This is a genomic window from Actinotalea sp., assembly GCF_041597215.1.
GTDB lineage: Bacteria > Actinomycetota > Actinomycetes > Actinomycetales > Cellulomonadaceae > Actinotalea.
This window is the reverse complement of sequence record NZ_JBFHHB010000048.1, coordinates 1-15,601: the sequence shown is the minus strand read 5'-3', so window position 1 is coordinate 15,601 and position 15,601 is coordinate 1. Positions and strand designations below refer to the sequence as shown.

The window sequence follows — 15,601 nt, the reverse complement described above, 5'->3', positions numbered from 1 at the left end:
CGGGAGGGCAGGTGGGAGTTCACCAGGGCAGACGGAGCCGCCCTCGTGGACGCCGGACCAGTTCGTGCGAGCAGGGACGACTCGGCGACCGAGGGGCGGAGCACGCGGGAGCGAAGCGTCGCCGTCGCCGTGCCGGATCGCCCCGAGGTGCTCCGGCGCCCCCCTCCGACGCGTCGGAGGCTCACACCTCGCGGACCGTGATCCCGTTCGCGAAGGCCAGGTGGTCCTTGATCTGCCGGGCCGAGTCGGACGGGTCGGGGTAGGCCCACGCCCCGTCGACCACCGCCGTTCCGGCGGCCCGGACGGTCCAGTACGAGGCGAGACCCTTCCACCCGCAACGGGTGTGGGTGTCCGTCGGAATGAGGTGCTCCGACGCGACGTCCTCGGGTGGGAAGTAGTGGTTCCCCTCGACGACGACGGTTCGATCGCTCCGAGCGATCTCCACCCCGGCAAGCTCAGCGGTGACGATCATGATGCTCCTTCGTGGTCGAACACCAAGGATCGGCCGCCGGCACCAAGACCGCGAGCGCTACCGACGAGCCGGTGCCGAACGGCCCGCCGCGCACCGTGCGGGTCGAGTGCCCCCGGGGACACCCGACCGCAGCCTCCTCAGGCCGTGAACGGCTCCGAGGAGGCGAGCGGCTCGACGGCGTCCTGCGTGTCGCCGAGCTCCGGGGCGGCACCCTCGCCACCGCTCTCGGCTACGCGACCCGCAGACGCGTGACCCAGGGCCTCGTCCGGGCCCAGCTCGGCCCGCACGAGTGCCTCCTCCGCCGACTCGAGCACCTCGCAGGACGCGGTGAGGATGCGCTCGGCCTCCAGGACGACCTCTGCCTCGAGGGTCTCCGTCGGGGTCGGGACGCGACCCACCAGGACGCCGATCACCACGACCACACCGCCCGCGACCGACAGCCACTCCAGGCTCTCGCCCAGGAAGAGCACGCCGAGCGTCACCGTGACGACCGGCATGAGGTAGGTGATCGACGCGGTGCGCTGCGCACCCCAGGCCTGCAGCACGACGGCGTTGCCGACGAACCCGAGACCGGTCGAGACGATGCCGAGGGCCGCGAGCGCGAGGACGACGGCGAGCGTGACGGGCCCGTCGCCCCCCTGCGCGAGAGGGGAGTCGAGCAGGACCGGGGCGACCAGCGCTGTCATCCCCAGGGCGAGCACCATCTGCATCGACGCCTCGGTCACGCCGTCCAGGCCGCGGGCGCTGACGAATCGGCGCTGGTAGGCGTAGCCGGCTCCGAAGCAGACGGGTCCCGCGAGGCAGGCGAGCAGCCCAGGGATCGAGCCACCGAGCCCGTCCCCTCCGACGATGATCACCACGCCCACCGCGCCGAGCACGAGCCCGACGACCCCGGGCCGGCCCAGCCGCTCCGAGGGCAGCAGCACCGCCGTGAACAGGACCGTCGTCATCGGCGTCGCTGCCGTGATGATCCCGGCGAGACCGGTGCCGACGTACTGGGCGCCCCAGGCGACCACGAGGTACGGCACCACGCAGAGCAGGAGAGAGACGACGGCCTGGTGGCCCCACAGCACACGGTCCCGCGGCCAGGAACGACGCGTCGCGACCATGATCACCGCGAGCGTTCCCGCGGCCAGCAGGAGCCGCAGCAGCACGAGGACGAGGGGGGAGGTCGCCGTCAGCGCGACCTTGAGGAAGAGGAAGCTCGCGCCCCAGATCAGGGTGAGCGCCAGGTACACCACAGCGATGCGGCCGGTACCGCGCGACGACCCGAGCACCGGGCACCTCCACTCTCTCGCGAGGAGTGTGAGAGGCCCCGACCCATGACGCAAAGAGGTGAGATTCATGCGACGATGAGACTTGCTCATGACTGTCACCCTCGCCCAGCTCCGCGCGGTGGTCGCCGCTGTCGACCACCGCTCGTTCACCGAGGCCGCGGCCTCCTTGCGCATGTCGCAGTCCGCCGTCTCGCACGCGATCTCGGCGCTGGAGCGCTCCTTGGGCGGGCGCGTCGTGCACCGCGATCCACCTGTTCGGCCCACCGCCCTCGGCGAGCGCATGCTCCCCCACGCGCGCGCCGCTCTCGCCTCGGTCGGCAGCCTCGAGGACGCTGCCCGCACCCCGCAGCTCACCGGTGTGGTCCGGCTCGCCACCGTGACGACGGTCTACCGGGCGGTGCTCCCCCGCTTCCTGCGCCGATGGGAGTCCCGGCTGCCCGACGTCGACGTGCAGGTCTTCGAGGGCGACGACACCGAGATGTCGGTCTGGATGGAGGGCGGCATGGTCGACGCCGCCGTGCTCGTCGACCCGCCGACGATCCCGCCGGGGGCGCGGGTGCTCGCCACCGACGACTACCGCGCGGTCGTGCGTCGCGACCATCCCTTCGCCCGGGAGTCCTCCATCTCGCTCGCCGAGCTTCTGGAGGACCCGCTCATCGTCTCCAGCGGCGGGTACGAGGAGCAGATCCGCGAGCTGCACCACCAGGCCGGCCTGCCCTTCGAGAGCCAGCGGCGCGTCCGGGAGCTCGCCACGCTCATGACGATGGTCGAGAAGGGCCTCGGCGTCTCGATCCTGCCGAGCCTCGGCGCCGGACTGCTGAGCAACCGACTCGTCATGCTCCCGCTCACCCCTCATGTCGAGCGCAACCTCGTCCTCAGCGGTCCGCAGAGCCGGCCCTGGCACCCCCTGGTCACCGCCCTTCTCGAAGAGCTCGCGATCCCCTGATCCACGGGCTCGTGTATCGGGCCGATGAACGCCGCAGCACCCCGGGCGCCCCGGAACCGCTCCCACGTCACGATCACGTGAAATCCCTGCCCTGCCCCTCGTCCGGGCGCTCCGCGCGCACGTACGCTCGCGGCGGCCACCCCGGCCGACGACGGGAGAGCAGTGCTCACGACCACGGAGTCCGTGCCCACCTGGCTGCATGCCGGGATCGCTGCCGCATGGGGCTGGCAACCGGACGCCCTCGAGCTCACCGCCCTGCGCCACGGCCCGCACGACCTGCTCGTCCTGGCCTCGGTCGAGGACACCCCGACCGCGGTGATCCGCGCGCTTCGACCCGGTCGGATGAGCCTGACGGCCCTGGAGTCCGAGGCTGCCTGGATCCGCGCGCTCGGCGAGGACGACGTCGTGCGGGTGCCGTCGGTGCTGACCACCGACGCCGACCTCGCCGCCGCCCCGATCGACGACCCCACCGGGCGACGCTGGCCCGCCCTCGCCCTCGGCTTCGACCCGGTCCTCATCGGCCCCCCACCCCTGACGGTCGACACCGCGTCGAGCCGTCGGCTCGGCGCCCTCGCCGCGCGACTGCACGAGCACGAGCTCGCCTGGCAGCCCCCCTCCTGGTTCCGCCGCCCGACGATCGAGCTCGTCGACCTCGTCGAGACCGCCTGGGAGAGCGCACCCTTGCCGCCCTCCGCCCTGCGCCTGCTGGGGACGGCGCAGGAGGCGGCGCTGGCGACCGTGTCCTGGGCGGGGAACGCCCCCACGGGTCTCGTGCACCGCGACCTGCTCGGCTCGGTCGTGCGGATCGGCGAGGAGGAGTACCTCACCGAGTTCGCCGAGTGCGCATGGACCTGGTTCGAGCAGGACTTCGCCGGCTCGCTCGTCGGCCACGAACCACGTCGGGACGCCCCGAGCCTCGCCGCGGCCTGGGTGGAGGGCTACACCGAGGTCCGCCCCTGGGGGGACCCGCGGCTCGCCTGCGCACTGACCATGACCCGGCGCCTGCAGAACTACGGCCGACTCTGGTCGACGACCGGCCCCACGCCCGTCGACCCCGAGGAGGCCGAGGCCCTCGCGGAGGGCACGCTCGACATCGCCACGCGGTACCTGCGCTCGGAGACCTGGCTGCTGGACTGAGTCAGAGCCGCGCGTCCGTCGGGATCCACAGGCTGTACGGCAGCCGAGGGACCTCGCGGAAGCCGAGCCGGGCGTAGAAGGCGGCGGCGTTGACGTTCTCGGGCGCATGCGTCAGGTGCGCTGCGGCGATTCCGTGCCCCCGCAGCTCGGCCAGCAGCGTCCTGATCAGCACCCGACCCCAGCCCTGCCCCTGAGCCTGCGGCAGCAGGTCGACGTGCAGGTGCGCCGGGTAGGGCGCCAGCTCCGGCCGGACCATCCGCTCCGGGTCGTGCAGCGACGCGAGCATCGCCTCGGCGGGAGTGCTGGGGGCCGACGGCGGTTCCGGGTGACGGCCCGCGACGCGCGGCAGCCAGCGCTCCCGGAAGGCCGCAGCGAACGCAGGGGTGTCCCTCGCTCCGAGGACGTAGCCCACGGCCCGTCCCCCGTCGTCGACGACGAAGGCGAGGTCCGGCTCGAGCTCGAGATAGGGCCCGGCGTAGATGTCGGGGACCAGGTCGTCGTCGCAGTACAGGCCGCGGGCGTCGCCACCGGACTCGGCCGTCCGCACGCAGATCTCGTACAGGGCGTCCCGATCGGACCCGCACGCACGGCGCAGCAGCATCCCCCCAGTCTGGCCCCCCGCGACGCTAGGGTGAACCCAGCCACAGGGGGGTGTACACCATGATCGTCTTCGTCGTGATCGGCGCCGTCGGGCTCGCCGTGCTGCTGCTGTCCCTCCTGCTCGGCGACCTCGTCGAGTTCGGCGACGGCGACGTCTCGGGGACGTCCCTCGGCGCGGGCGCCGTCGCCTTCGGGGCGATCGGCACGATCGTCACCGCCAACGGGCTGCCGATCGTCTGGGCCTATGTCGCCTCGGCGGTCTTCGGCGCGCTCGTCGTCCTCGGCGTACAGCGCCTCGTGCGTCGGCTGCGCGAGACGGAGGACGGCGTCGGCTACACCGTCGTCGGCGTCAGCGGCGTGGTCACCGCGACCGTCGTCCCGAACGGCGCTGGTGAGGTCAGCCTCGACGACCCGCGCGAGCTGGAACGCCGTCTGGCCTGGGCGGACACCGAGATCACCGTCGGCGCGCGCGTCGTCGTCGTCGAGCAGGCCGGTAGTCGTGTGAAGGTCGAACCCGCAGAGAGGCTCCCCGAACGATGATCGAGCTCACGTCCCAGGCGATCACCACCCTCGCCGTCGTCGCCCTGGCCATCGCGGTCGTCGCGGTCATCTCGTTCATCGCGCACCGGATCCGGCGGGTCCCGCCGAACGAGGCGCTCATCATCGTCGGGCGCGGAGCGGGCAAGGCCGCCGCGGCGGACGCCGGCCAGCGCGTCGTCGTCGGCGGCCGGGTGTTCGTCTGGCCCGTCCTCCAGCAGGGCTTCCCCATCTCCCTCGAGCAGCGTCAGATCGGCATCACCGTCGAGGGTGTCGACAAGAACCGCATCAAGATCGCGATCAAGGCGAGCATCAACTTCAAGGTCCGCGGCGACGAGGAGGGGGTGCGGCGTGCGGCCCAGCGCTTCCTCTCCCAGCAGGCCACGCTGACCGAGATCATCAAGGAGTCCCTCGAGGGCTCGCTGCGCTCCATCGTCGGCGACATGACGATCGAGCAGATCATCTCCGACCGCAAGGGGCTCTCGGACCGCGTGGTCGACTCCACCAAGTCCGACCTGTCCGAGCAGGGCCTGCAGGTCGACCTGCTCAACATCTCCGACATCTCCACCCCCGGGTCGGACTACCTGTCCAACCTGGGCCGTGCCGAGAGCGCCCGCGCCCGACAGGTCGCGGAGGTCTCCGAGGCCGAGGCCCAGCGGGTCGCCGAGTTCGCCGTGATCGAGGCGCGCGAGCAGATCGCCGAGCGCCAGAAGGCCCTGGACCTCAAGACCGCCGCCATCAAGGCCCAGACCGACCGCGCGAACGCCGAGGCCGAGGCCGCCGGCCAGCTCGCCAGGGCCGAGCAGGACAAGCTCGTCGCCGCCCTGGAGCGCGAGGCTCTCGCCGAGCAGGCGCGCGTCACCGAGGAGCAGCTCGACATCAGCGTGCGCAAGCCGGCCGAGGCCGCCGCCTACGCCGCTGTCCAGCAGGCCAACGCCGAGCGTGACGCCGCGAACGCGGCGACGGAGGCCGACGCCTTCAAGCGCACCACCATCGCCGAGGCGAACAAGAGCGCTGCCCTCCAGGACGCCGAGGCCGCTGCCGAGACCGTGCGCCGCGCAGGCGAGGCGGAGCGCGACCGTCAGGTGGCCCTCGCCGCCGGCGTGAAGGCCCAGGGAGAGGCGCACGCCGCCGCGATCGAGGCCGAGGGCCGCGCCGAGGCCGCCGCCACCGACGCCAAGGCCGAGGCGCTCAAGAAGTACGGCCAGGCCGCCATCGCGCAGGAGGTCATCTCTCGGCTCCCCGAGATCGTCAGAGCTGCCGCCGAGCCGATCGGCGCTGTCGGCTCGATGACGGTGATCTCCACCGACGGCGCCTCCTCGCTGACCAAGAGCGTCGCCTCGGTGCTCGGGGAGGGCCAGGAGATCGTCAAGAAGCTCACGGGCCTCGACCTGGCACAGCTGGTCTCGGGGGTCACCGGCCAGACGGACCAGGCCGCCGAGGAGCCCTCCGCTCCCTGAGCGACGGACATCGGCCACCCTCGCAGGAAGGACCTCCGTGCTCGAGCTCGACCACCTGTCCAAGTCCTACGGGACCGTCACGGCTCTGGACGGCCTGAGCTTCGACGTCCGCCCGGGCGAGATCTTCGGCTTCGTCGGCTCGAACGGGGCCGGCAAGACGACGGCCATGCGCATCATGCTCGGCGTGCTGGCCGCGGACTCCGGATCGGTGCGCTGGCAGGGCAAGGGCCTGGACCTGCACACCCGCCGCACCGTCGGCTACATGCCGGAGGAGCGGGGGCTCTACCCGAAGATGAAGGTCGGCGAGCAGCTGCGCTACCTCGCCGGGCTGCACGGGATGGACCCCTCGTCCGCCGCGCGAGCGGTGGACCACTGGACCGACCTGCTCGGGGTCGGCGCCAGGCGGGAGGACACCGTCGACAAGCTCTCCCTCGGCAACCAGCAGCGCGTGCAGCTCGCCGCGGCCCTTGTGCACGATCCTGTGCTCCTGGTGCTGGACGAGCCGTTCTCCGGGCTGGACCCGGTCGCCGTCGACGTGATGAGCGGGGTGCTGCGCGAGCGCGCAGCGGCGGGGGTGCCCGTGGTCTTCTCCTCCCACCAGCTCGACCTCGTCGAGCGCCTGTGCGACCGCGTGGGGATCGTGCAGTCGGGTCGCATGCAGGCCGTCGGGACGATCGACGAGCTGCGCAGGACCGAGCACCCGGCCTGGTCGCTCTCCGTCGACGACCAGGCCGCCGTGGTCGCAGCCCTCACCGCGGCCGGGATCCCCGCACGGGTCGAGGGGGGCACCGTGCGTGCCGACACCGCCGACGACCAGGCCGCCCTGGGCATCGCGCTGGGCGTCGGCCCGGTGCACGAGTTCCGGCGGATCCGGCCGAGCCTCACCGACCTGTTCCGCGATGTCGTCTCCGCGGACGAACCACCCGCCGCCGCGCCGCCGCGGAGGACTCGACGAGGACTCCTCGGACGACGGAGGTCGGCATGAGCACGATCTGGGCGGTCGCCCGCCGCGAGGTCAAGGCGCGCATGCTCACCCGCGCGAACCTGATCTCCATGAGCCTCCTGGTCCTGCTCATCGCGATCGGCACAGGGGTGGGCTGGTACTTCCAGCACCGCGACACGGCTCCTCCGGTGACCAGGATCGCGCTGGCGTCCGAGACCGCACCGCTCGCCCCCGTGCTCGAGGCGAGCGCTGCGGCCCAGGAGATCACGCTCGAGACGACGAGGATGACCGCTGAGGTGGCCACCGAGGCGCTCCTGGATGGGGACACCGACGCCTTCCTCCAGGGCTCGCCCGCGGCCCCCGAGATGCTCGTCGCCCGGACGGCCGACCCGAGCGTCCTCTCGCTCGTCTCGGGTGCCGTCGGGACCTACGCGCTCGACAGCGCGGTGAGCTCCCTGGGCGGCGACCCGGCCGCGGTCGCGGCAGCCCTCGCCGCCGCCGTCCCGAGCGTGACCGCGGTCGACCCGCCGACGGCAGAGGTCGACGGAGCCGAGTTCGGCGTGGCGATGGTGATGATCTCGCTGCTCTTCGGCGCCCTGATCGGCACGGGCTCGACGATCTCGATGGGGGTCGTGGAGGAGAAGACCTCCCGGGTGGTCGAGATCCTGCTCTCGACGATCCGTCCCGCCCAGCTCCTCGCCGGGAAGATCCTCGGGGTGGGCATCTACGGGCTGTTCCAGGTCTTCGTCCTCGGTGCGGCAGGGGTGGGCGCCGCGGTGGTGCTGGGGGCCGGCGACCTGCTCCAGGTCTCCCTCGGGCTCTCGTTCCTGTGGCTGGTCGTGTGGTTCCTGCTGGGCTACCTGCTCTTCGCGCTGCTCTTCGGCGGATTCGCCGCGCTCGTCTCCCGGCAGGAGGACATCGGCTCGGTCACGACACCGCTGATCATGCTCCTGCTCGTGCCGTTCTACGCGACGATGTTCCTCGTCCCGAACGATCCGGAGAGCACGCTCGTGCGGGTGCTCTCGATCGTGCCGTTCTTCTCGCCGTTCATGCTCCCGGTGCGCAGCGCGCTCGGGGCGCTCCAGGGCTGGGAGATGGCCCTCGGCCTGGCGGTGACGGTCCTGACGATCCCGGCGCTGGTGTGGATCGCCGGCCGGGTGTACCGGCGCGGGGTGCTGCACACGGGCGGGAAGCTCGCCCTGCGTGAGGCCCTGCGGGGCGCCTAGATCCCGAGCAGGCCGAGCAGGTCGACGACGCCGAAGTACTGGACCGATCCGGCGGCGACGGTCGCGAGGGCGACGAGGCCCCCGAGAGCGGCGACCGAGGCGCGCGCACGATGCGCGCGGTCGTCGAAGGTCACCGGGAGCAGGACGACCGGCTGCGGCACGGGCAGGCCGAAGCCGGTGGGGGCAGGGGGAAGAGGTGCGGGAGCATAGGCGGTCCGGGTGCCCTCCTCCGCGTAGACCGAGGCGAAGGTGTCGCGGACCTGAGCGATCGGCATCGCGGCAGGAGCGGCGGTGATCACTGGGGTGACGACCGGCTCCTCCGGCTCGAGGAGCGGGATGACGAAGCCCGGCGTCGGCGCCTGGGCGTCGAGCACGCCGTAACCCCCGTCGTCGAGCGCCCGCCGTTGGGACGGGACGGTGCGCCGCGTGGGCGCGACGGCGGCCGGGCGGTGCTCGAGGAGATCGCCCGTCCAACCGCGCTCAGGGGTCGCCGAAGTCATGGGTCCCATGTCGGCACAGATCGGGCATCGCTTGACCCCTCGTGCGGGTGAAGATCCACCGGGCGCCCGGCCCCCGCCGGCCGTGTCGGTCGAGGCTGGCAGAGTGGGTCCGTGGCCCCCCGCTCTGCGCTCCGCTGGTGGGCCGTACCCGTGCTGCTGGCACTGATCGCCGTCGTCGCCCTGCTGTGGCCGCGCTGGACGGACCCGAGCACGCGCTACGTCGTCCCCGCTGCGGAGCTCGCCCAGGCGCAGTCCTCGCTCGCGAGCCTCGCGGTCAAGGGTCGCGCTCCGACCACGGGCTACGAGCGCGAGCTCTTCGGCGACGGCTGGGCCGAGGGCGACGACGGGTGCAGCACGCGCGAGGCGGTCCTCGCGCGTGACCTGACCGACCTCACGCTCGACGGCTGCACCGTCCTGCGCGGGACGCTCCTCGACCCGTACACGGGGGAGACGATCGCCTTCGAGCGCGGCCCGGACAGCGCCGACGTGCAGATCGACCATGTGGTCGCGCTCTCCGACGCGTGGCAGAAGGGCGCCCAGCAGTGGCCCGCGGACCGGCGGATCCAGTTCGCGAACGACCCGCTCAACCTGCTCGCCGTGGACGGCGCGGCGAACCAGGCCAAGGGCGCGGGGGACGCGGCGACCTGGCTCCCGCCCGACCGCGGCTACCGCTGCGCCTATGCGATCCGGCAGGTCGGCGTGAAGGCGCGCTACGGGCTGTGGGTCACGGCGGCCGAGGGCGAGGCGCTGCGCCGAGAGCTCGGTCGCTGCGTCACCGTGCCGTGACGCTCCAGCGCCCCGCCGCCAGGTCCATCAGCCGCGGGAGGATGACGTCGCCTGCGACGCGCAGCCCGTCGTGCAGGTACTCGTTCGTCACCCAGACCTGCGCGTTCCCGAGGCGGTCCGCCGTGCCGAGGGCGAGGTCGAGGTCGACGTAGGGGTCGTCCACGTACTGCACAGCGGCGACCGGGACCTCGTTCGCCGCGAGCCGGTCCACGTCGTAGAGCCGCGGCCACTCCTGCCGGGCTGCGAGCACCTCCGTCGCCGCCTGGAACGGCCGTAGCGCCCTGATCTGCGAGAACATCCAGGGGAACACCGCCTCACCGGTGAGCATCAGGGGCCTGGCCGACGCGGAGAGCGCCTGGTGTCGCCCGTACTCGGCCGCCGCCGCCCACCCGCCGAGCCGTTCGCCCTGGTGGTAGATGACCTCCTGCAGCGCGGCGTACAGGGGGTTGCCGACGAATCCGGTCCGGGTGGCGACGTCGGCGAGGAAGGCGTCCGGCAGTCCGTCGGCCCCGTCGAGCAGCCAGTGCAGGTGCTCCACGCCGGTGCTCATCCCCAGGTTCATGCCGAGGGTCTGCCAGCGCTCGACGGTCAGCCGGTCGCCGTCGGGCAGCAGCACGGGCTCCGCGGCGAGCCGGTCGGCGATCTCCCCCAGCAGGGCCACGTCGCCGGGGAACCGGCGCTCGAGCTCGGCGTTCCTGGCGAGCTGGCGCGGGACGCCTCGCCGGTAGACCTCCTCGGCGTCGCTCGTGACTCCCGGGAGCCCGCCGGTGACGTAGCAGGCGGTCAGTGCCTCCGGATGACGGGAGAGGTAGGTCAGGGTGAGGAATCCGCCGTAGGACTGGCCGAGGGTCGCCCACCTCTTCCCACCGAAGACGGCCAGGCGCAGGGCCTCGGCGTCCTCGACGATCGCATCGGCGCGGAAGCAGGCGAGGTAGTCAGCAGCGGCATCGCCGAGCGCGGTGACGGTGGCGCCGTCGATCCGTCCGGAGCGGCCGGTGCCGCGCTGGTCGAGCAGGACGATGCGGTGGGTGCGCAGCGCAGAGCTCCACCATCCCGAGGGACCGGGTCGCGGGGACATCCCTCCCGGACCGCCCTGCAGGAAGAGCAGGAGGGGCAGGTCGTCACCCGCGCGCCTGGCGTCGACGACCTCCCGGGCGAAGACGTCGAGCGACCCGAAACGCCCCCCGGAACGATCGACGGGAACGGACAGCCGGTGGTCCCTGACCACCCAGCCGCGGACACGGGACTCGACGACGGAAGGCACGGGATCGAGCCTAGGCCCGCGTCAGCGGGCCGGGAGGGGTCCCCGCACCCGGGCGATGAGCTCACGCACCTGGTACGCGTTCATCACGCTCTCGTCACGCTCGGCGTCCTGCCAGGCCTCGTCGGTCTGGAGGTCGCCGTCGGCATGCTCGACAAGGTAGGTCGCCGCGGCTCCTGCCTCACGGCGCAGCGGAGTGATCCGCCAGGTGACCGGGTACCCGCGAAGCGGGTGGCTCCCGTGCAGCACCGCGGAGGACCCTGCGACCCGCTCGGGTGCACGCATCGTGGCCGTACGCATGATGTCTCCCTTCCTCCCCGTGGACATCGACCGGGTTCACGCGGACCTGACCCGGCGACAGGGTGAAGTCGAGCGGGTGAAAGAGACAATCCGCCCGTTCCACGCGTTGCGGACACCCCCCAGGGAGGGTCGAATGGGTGCGGGGCGCGCGCATGCGGCGCGCGCCACGGACCGGAGGGTGACGACATGGGTATCGGGGACTTCGTCGAGAAGGCCAAGGACGCGCTGGGCGACCACGCCGACCAGGCAGGCGACATGCTCGACAAGGCGGCGGATGCCGTGAAGGAGCACACGCCGGACGCAATCGACGACAAGATCGACGGCGCTGTCGACAAGGCGCAGGACTTCCTCGACAAGCAGTGACCTGAAGGGGCACAGGCCCCTTCCTGCTCAGGCCGGCCGGGGTCCACCCCGGTCGGCCTTCGTCATGCCGCGAAGGCCGCCAGACCGAGCTGCACCGCGCGGTCGAAGAGCAGCTCGCGCTCCTCCGCCGGCAGGGACTCCTCGCGGAAGAGCAGGTCCGAGATCGTGCAGATCGCCAGCGCCTGGCCGCCCTCCGCGTCCGCCACCGCGTAGAGGCCCGCGGCCTCCATCTCGACGGCGAGCGTCCCCATGGCGACCAGAGTCGCGGTGGTCTCGGGCCGGTCGGCGTAGAAGGCGTCCGCCGAGAGGACGGGGCCGACGTGCACCTTGCCGGTCTTGGCACGGCGGTGCCGGCGGCCGGAGCCGGTCGCCGGCTTCGCGCCGACGCCCCCCGCAGCGGCCGCGGCCGAGAGCAGCGCGAAGCTCGGGCTGTGGCTGTAGTGGATCCCCGGGACGCGCAGCGAGGTCATCGCCGAGTCCGTGTGCGCCGACTGGGCGATCACCACGTCGCCGACGTTCAGCCGAGGTGCCATCCCGCCGGCGGTACCGATCCGGATGATGCGCTCGACCCCGTAGAACCGGAAGAGCTCCGTCGCGTAGATGCTGATCGACGGAAGCCCCATCCCGGAGGCCAGGACGGAGACGGGCCGCCCCTCGACGGTCCCGGTGTAGCCGAGCATCCCGCGGACCTCTGTCACGAGCTCGGCGTCGTCGAAGACGGTCTCGGCGATCCGGCGGGCGCGTCGCGGGTCCCCTGGCATGAGGACATCGGGTGCGAAGGCGCCCGGTTCGGCGCCGATATGTGGGGTGGCCATGGCTCGACCCTAGTCCGCCACGCCGACAGCGGCGGCGTCCGGCAGGAGGACGTCCGTACCTGCCGCCTCGACGCGGATCAGCCCGCCGACGACCGAGACGGAGGTCAGCTCGACACCCTCCGGCAGGTCGTCGAGCGGGAGGCTCAGCCCGGTCAGACCGTCCCCGAGACCGAAGGGGAGGTTCTCGGGCTGGACGATCACGCCGCCGATCTCGAGCTCCTCGATCCCGATCGCGATGGACCGTCCCGCGGCGGTGGGCACCACGCGAGCGGTCACCGGCAGGCCCGCGAGCGTGACGCTGAGCCGATCGGCATCGCCGTCGACCTGCACGCCGTCGGGAAGGACCGCCGCGAGCGAGGACGGCTCGACCGCTGCCGAGAACCGCAGCTCGGCGGCGGTGCGGGGCGTCCCGGTGCTGACCGCGAGGAGCGTCGCCTCGAGCGTGCGGAGCCGGACCCCGTCGAGGACGGCGGACGGGGCGCTGACCTCGACCCGGTCGAGCGATCCGGAGAGGACCTGGGTGAGGAAGGGGGTCCCGGTGACGGTCACCCGGGCGTCCTGCATCCCCAGCTCGGTGCCGAGCTGGCCTGCGATCGACTGCTCGACCCGGGAGCGCAGGACGACATCGGCCACCACCAGCACGACGGCCACGACGGCCACGACGAGGAGGGCGACCACGAGGCGTGTCTTCACGGGAGCGACCCTACGAAGGTCCGGGCCGATCGGACAGCGGGAGCCGCCCCCATGGCGGGCCCCGGAGGCCCGGCTTAGGCTGGGAACCTCGATGACGAGGAGCGACCATGCCGACGCGCTGGCGAGTTGCGCTGGCCGCGGTGGGCGTGACGATGATCGCGCCGGCACCCCGGCCGGACTCGCGTGCGCCCCTGTGGTGGTCGCGCTGGCGGCGTCGTGCCGAGCCCCCGCCCGACCCCTTCGCCGCCCTCGAGATCCAGCTCCAGCTCGCCCGGGTCTCCGCCCAGCTCCGGGCGCTGTACAGCGAGCCGAGGATCTGGGCGCGAGGAAGCAGGGTCATCGCGACGCAGGCCGCCTACGACAGCCTCCTCGCCACGGCCTGCCGCCTCGCGGGTGTCGAGACGCGTGAGGAGGACACCGTCCCGGGCCTCACCCGGAGCGACGACGAGCGGACCCGTGAGGAGCTCGAGCTCCTCACCCGCGGCTGGGCGTGGTGAGGATCAGGCGCGAACGCTGAGCGTGCTGCTCCCGTCCGGCCGGCGACGGACCTCGATGCGCTCGGCGATGGCGGACTTCATCGTCTCGACGTGCGACACGACCCCGACCACCCGTCCGCCGTCCCTCAGTCGCGAGAGCTCGGAGAGGACGACGTCGAGCGCCTCCGGGTCGAGCGAGCCGAAGCCCTCGTCGACGAAGAGCGTCCCGAGGTCGATCCCCCCGGCCTCAGCGGTCACGACGTCGGCGAGGCCGAGGGCCAGGCACAGCGAGACGTAGAAGGTCTCCCCTCCGGAGAGGGTGCGCGGATCCCGCGCCGCGCCGGTGCGGTGGTCCATCACGGCGAGGGCGAGGCCCTTCTTCCTCGCGCTGACGTCCTCCCGACGCTCGGAGTGCAGCAGCTCGTAGCGCCCGTCGGACATCGTGACGAGGCGGGCGTTCGCCGCGAGGACGAGGTCGTCGAAGCGCCGGCCCAGGACGAAGGTGGCGAGGGTCAGCGCCCGGGTGTTGTCGGCGGTGCTGGCTGCCGCGAGGTTCGCCATCCGCACCACGGGCCCAGCGTCGGCCGTGCGTGCCCCGTGCTCGGCGACAGCGGTGCCGAGCGCGTCGAGCGCCCCGGTGGCCGCGTCGCGGCGGGCACTCTCCCGCGCGGCGAGGGCAGCACAGGCCTCCGCGCGGGCAGCGGCCTCGGTCAGCGCCGCCCAGGCAGCCGGGACGTCGACCTCCGCGGCGGCGTCGCGCACCTCGGGCTCCTCGAGCACGCCACGGACCCGGGCCAGGTCCGCCTCGCGACGCTGCACCGATCGCTCGAGCCGCAGCAGCTCGGCCGGCGGGAGCCGCGCGGACTCGACCTCGGACTCGTCGTCGAGGTCGTGCTCGACAAGCGCCTCGGCGAGGGCGCGACGGGCGGTGACCTCGGCGTCCCGGGCGGCGCGGTCCGCCTCGAGGGCCGCGATCCACCCGGCCGCCTCGCGCGCTGTGCGCTCCAGCTCCGCGACCCGGTCCGCGACACAGTCCGATGTGCCACGGGCGTCGAGCACCTCGGCCCGGTCGAGGTCGAGCCGGCCGGACGCCGCGAGCTGTCGTTCGGCCTCCACGGCGACCTCCTGCTCCCGCCGCACCAGGGTGGAGGTCAGCTCCTGCGTGCGCGCGTCGAAGGCCGTCAGCGCGTCCTCGGCAGCGGCGAGGGCCGTGGTGGCCGCCTGGGCTGCGGCGACCTCCGCGCGGGTGGCCGTCCGCAGCTGCTCGAGCTCGGCGAGGGGTGCGGCCGCGACGAGGAGCCGCTGCTCGTGGCGATCCCGCAACCGATGGAGGGCCGTGGAGGCCGCGGTGAGCGCGTCGGTCGCCGCGGCCCGACGGTCCTCCGCTGCGGCCAGGTCGGCGTCGTCGACGGGCTCGGGGCGTGTGGCGATCGCCGGGTGCTCCCTCGCGCCGCAGACCGGGCACGGGTCGCCGTCGACGAGCCGCTCGGCGAGCTCCCCAGCCATCCCCGCGATCCGCGCGCGCTGCAGGGCGGCCGCAGCGTCGACGGCGACCGTGGCCCGGTCCGCCGCGGCGGCGAGGGCGGTCTGCGCCTGGGCGATCCTTGGCTCGAGGAGGGCGGCGTCGTGGGCAGCGGCCCAGCGGTCCTCGACGCCGGCGAGCGCCGCCGTCGCCGCGCCGAGACCGGCGGCGTCCTGGAGCGCCCTCGCCCGGGCGTGCTCCAGAGCGGTCCGCGCGGCAGGACGCGCGGAGAGCTCCTCGCGCGCCGTGCGGAGCTCTCCGGCCGACACCTCCGCGCGCTCGGCGCG

At 73.1% G+C, this 15,601-nt stretch carries 18 protein-coding genes; 9 read left to right on the top strand and 9 right to left on the bottom strand.

What is annotated here, in order from left to right; genetic code table 11:
* Positions 1-181: 181 nt before the first annotated feature.
* Positions 182-472 carry a DUF427 domain-containing protein gene (locus ABWK99_RS05430; RefSeq protein WP_372593682.1) on the bottom strand — a complete coding sequence of 97 codons (291 nt, stop codon included), beginning with the start codon at positions 470-472 and terminating at the stop codon, positions 182-184.
* Positions 473-609: 137 nt separating this feature from the next.
* The gene (locus ABWK99_RS05425; RefSeq protein ID WP_372593681.1) at positions 610-1,749 is read right to left on the bottom strand and encodes a DMT family transporter; all 1,140 of its coding nucleotides are present in this window, start codon (positions 1,747-1,749) and stop codon (positions 610-612) included.
* A gap of 88 nt (positions 1,750-1,837) precedes the next feature.
* Here ABWK99_RS05425 and ABWK99_RS05420 point away from each other — a divergent pair, with 88 nt between their 5' ends.
* Both ABWK99_RS05420 and ABWK99_RS05415 read left to right on the top strand, forming a co-directional pair.
* Positions 1,838-2,695 (top strand): LysR family transcriptional regulator, encoded by an 858-nt coding sequence (locus ABWK99_RS05420; RefSeq protein ID WP_372593680.1) that lies wholly within the window; start codon positions 1,838-1,840, stop codon positions 2,693-2,695.
* A gap of 162 nt (positions 2,696-2,857) precedes the next feature.
* Positions 2,858-3,832, top strand: a complete 975-nt coding sequence (locus ABWK99_RS05415) for a phosphotransferase enzyme family protein (RefSeq protein WP_372593679.1) — start codon at positions 2,858-2,860, stop codon at positions 3,830-3,832.
* A 1-nt stretch (position 3,833) separates the two neighbouring features.
* Here ABWK99_RS05415 and ABWK99_RS05410 read toward each other — a convergent pair whose 3' ends face one another.
* Positions 3,834-4,433 carry a GNAT family N-acetyltransferase gene (locus ABWK99_RS05410; RefSeq protein WP_372593678.1) on the bottom strand — a complete coding sequence of 200 codons (600 nt, stop codon included), beginning with the start codon at positions 4,431-4,433 and terminating at the stop codon, positions 3,834-3,836.
* A 59-nt stretch (positions 4,434-4,492) separates the two neighbouring features.
* Between ABWK99_RS05410 and ABWK99_RS05405 the strand changes: the two genes are divergently transcribed.
* Genes ABWK99_RS05405 through ABWK99_RS05390 form a run of 4 tightly spaced genes read left to right on the top strand, consistent with a single transcriptional unit; the run spans position 4,493 to position 8,598 of the window.
* Positions 4,493-4,972: an NfeD family protein gene (locus ABWK99_RS05405; RefSeq protein ID WP_372593677.1), complete on the top strand. Its 480-nt coding sequence runs from the start codon at positions 4,493-4,495 to the stop codon at positions 4,970-4,972.
* Positions 4,969-6,429 (top strand): SPFH domain-containing protein, encoded by a 1,461-nt coding sequence (locus tag ABWK99_RS05400; RefSeq protein WP_372593676.1) that lies wholly within the window; start codon positions 4,969-4,971, stop codon positions 6,427-6,429. Before ABWK99_RS05405 ends, ABWK99_RS05400 begins: the two co-directional genes overlap by 4 nt.
* A gap of 37 nt (positions 6,430-6,466) precedes the next feature.
* Positions 6,467-7,414 carry an ABC transporter ATP-binding protein gene (locus ABWK99_RS05395; protein ID WP_372593675.1) on the top strand — a complete coding sequence of 316 codons (948 nt, stop codon included), beginning with the start codon at positions 6,467-6,469 and terminating at the stop codon, positions 7,412-7,414.
* Positions 7,411-8,598: an ABC transporter permease gene (locus tag ABWK99_RS05390; RefSeq protein ID WP_372593674.1), complete on the top strand. Its 1,188-nt coding sequence runs from the start codon at positions 7,411-7,413 to the stop codon at positions 8,596-8,598. The genes ABWK99_RS05395 and ABWK99_RS05390 overlap by 4 nt, the downstream gene beginning before the upstream one ends.
* On the opposite strand, the gene ABWK99_RS05385 is transcribed toward ABWK99_RS05390, so the two are convergent.
* On the bottom strand, positions 8,595-9,098 hold the full coding sequence (locus ABWK99_RS05385; protein WP_372593673.1) for a hypothetical protein: 504 nt from the start codon (positions 9,096-9,098) through the stop codon (positions 8,595-8,597). The two genes, ABWK99_RS05390 and ABWK99_RS05385, sit on opposite strands and share 4 nt — an antisense overlap.
* Positions 9,099-9,209: 111 nt before the next feature.
* Here ABWK99_RS05385 and ABWK99_RS05380 point away from each other — a divergent pair, with 111 nt between their 5' ends.
* Positions 9,210-9,884 (top strand): HNH endonuclease family protein, encoded by a 675-nt coding sequence (locus ABWK99_RS05380; protein ID WP_372593672.1) that lies wholly within the window; start codon positions 9,210-9,212, stop codon positions 9,882-9,884.
* Here ABWK99_RS05380 and ABWK99_RS05375 read toward each other — a convergent pair.
* Entirely contained in the window at positions 9,871-11,148 is a 1,278-nt protein-coding gene (locus ABWK99_RS05375; RefSeq protein ID WP_372593671.1) for an alpha/beta fold hydrolase, read from the bottom strand. The genes ABWK99_RS05380 and ABWK99_RS05375 overlap by 14 nt on opposite strands.
* Positions 11,149-11,169: 21 nt before the next feature.
* The gene (locus ABWK99_RS05370; protein ID WP_372593670.1) at positions 11,170-11,445 is read right to left on the bottom strand and encodes a hypothetical protein; all 276 of its coding nucleotides are present in this window, start codon (positions 11,443-11,445) and stop codon (positions 11,170-11,172) included.
* Between the two features lie 186 nt (positions 11,446-11,631).
* Here ABWK99_RS05370 and ABWK99_RS05365 point away from each other — a divergent pair, with 186 nt between their 5' ends.
* On the top strand, positions 11,632-11,808 hold the full coding sequence (locus ABWK99_RS05365) for an antitoxin (protein WP_372593669.1): 177 nt from the start codon (positions 11,632-11,634) through the stop codon (positions 11,806-11,808).
* 62 nt (positions 11,809-11,870) lie between these two features.
* Here ABWK99_RS05365 and ABWK99_RS05360 read toward each other — a convergent pair whose 3' ends face one another.
* Together ABWK99_RS05360 and ABWK99_RS05355 are read right to left on the bottom strand one after the other, a co-directional pair.
* Complete coding sequence (locus ABWK99_RS05360) at positions 11,871-12,623, bottom strand: DeoD-type purine-nucleoside phosphorylase (RefSeq protein WP_372593668.1); 753 nt, start codon at positions 12,621-12,623, stop codon at positions 11,871-11,873.
* A gap of 9 nt (positions 12,624-12,632) precedes the next feature.
* Positions 12,633-13,316: a DUF2993 domain-containing protein gene (locus ABWK99_RS05355; protein ID WP_372593667.1), complete on the bottom strand. Its 684-nt coding sequence runs from the start codon at positions 13,314-13,316 to the stop codon at positions 12,633-12,635.
* 107 nt (positions 13,317-13,423) lie between these two features.
* On the opposite strand from ABWK99_RS05355, the gene ABWK99_RS05350 reads away from it, so the two are divergent.
* Positions 13,424-13,813 carry a hypothetical protein gene (locus tag ABWK99_RS05350; protein WP_372593666.1) on the top strand — a complete coding sequence of 130 codons (390 nt, stop codon included), beginning with the start codon at positions 13,424-13,426 and terminating at the stop codon, positions 13,811-13,813.
* A 3-nt stretch (positions 13,814-13,816) separates the two neighbouring features.
* Here the strand turns inward: ABWK99_RS05350 and ABWK99_RS05345 are convergent.
* On the bottom strand, positions 13,817-15,601 hold a 1,785-nt coding region (locus ABWK99_RS05345), incomplete at its 5' end, for an SbcC/MukB-like Walker B domain-containing protein (RefSeq protein WP_372593665.1).

Coding starts and splice junctions, on each gene's coding strand:
- ABWK99_RS05430 (WP_372593682.1), bottom strand. CDS start 472: ATGATCGTCACCGCTGAGCTTGCCGGGGTGGAGATCGCTCGGAGCGAT.
- ABWK99_RS05420 (WP_372593680.1), top strand. CDS start 1,838: ATGACTGTCACCCTCGCCCAGCTCCGCGCGGTGGTCGCCGCTGTCGAC.
- ABWK99_RS05410 (WP_372593678.1), bottom strand. CDS start 4,433: ATGCTGCTGCGCCGTGCGTGCGGGTCCGATCGGGACGCCCTGTACGAG.
- ABWK99_RS05405 (WP_372593677.1), top strand. CDS start 4,493: ATGATCGTCTTCGTCGTGATCGGCGCCGTCGGGCTCGCCGTGCTGCTG.
- ABWK99_RS05400 (WP_372593676.1), top strand. CDS start 4,969: ATGATCGAGCTCACGTCCCAGGCGATCACCACCCTCGCCGTCGTCGCC.
- ABWK99_RS05390 (WP_372593674.1), top strand. CDS start 7,411: ATGAGCACGATCTGGGCGGTCGCCCGCCGCGAGGTCAAGGCGCGCATG.
- ABWK99_RS05385 (WP_372593673.1), bottom strand. CDS start 9,098: ATGACTTCGGCGACCCCTGAGCGCGGTTGGACGGGCGATCTCCTCGAG.
- ABWK99_RS05370 (WP_372593670.1), bottom strand. CDS start 11,445: ATGCGTACGGCCACGATGCGTGCACCCGAGCGGGTCGCAGGGTCCTCC.
- ABWK99_RS05365 (WP_372593669.1), top strand. CDS start 11,632: ATGGGTATCGGGGACTTCGTCGAGAAGGCCAAGGACGCGCTGGGCGAC.
- ABWK99_RS05360 (WP_372593668.1), bottom strand. CDS start 12,623: ATGGCCACCCCACATATCGGCGCCGAACCGGGCGCCTTCGCACCCGAT.
- ABWK99_RS05350 (WP_372593666.1), top strand. CDS start 13,424: ATGCCGACGCGCTGGCGAGTTGCGCTGGCCGCGGTGGGCGTGACGATG.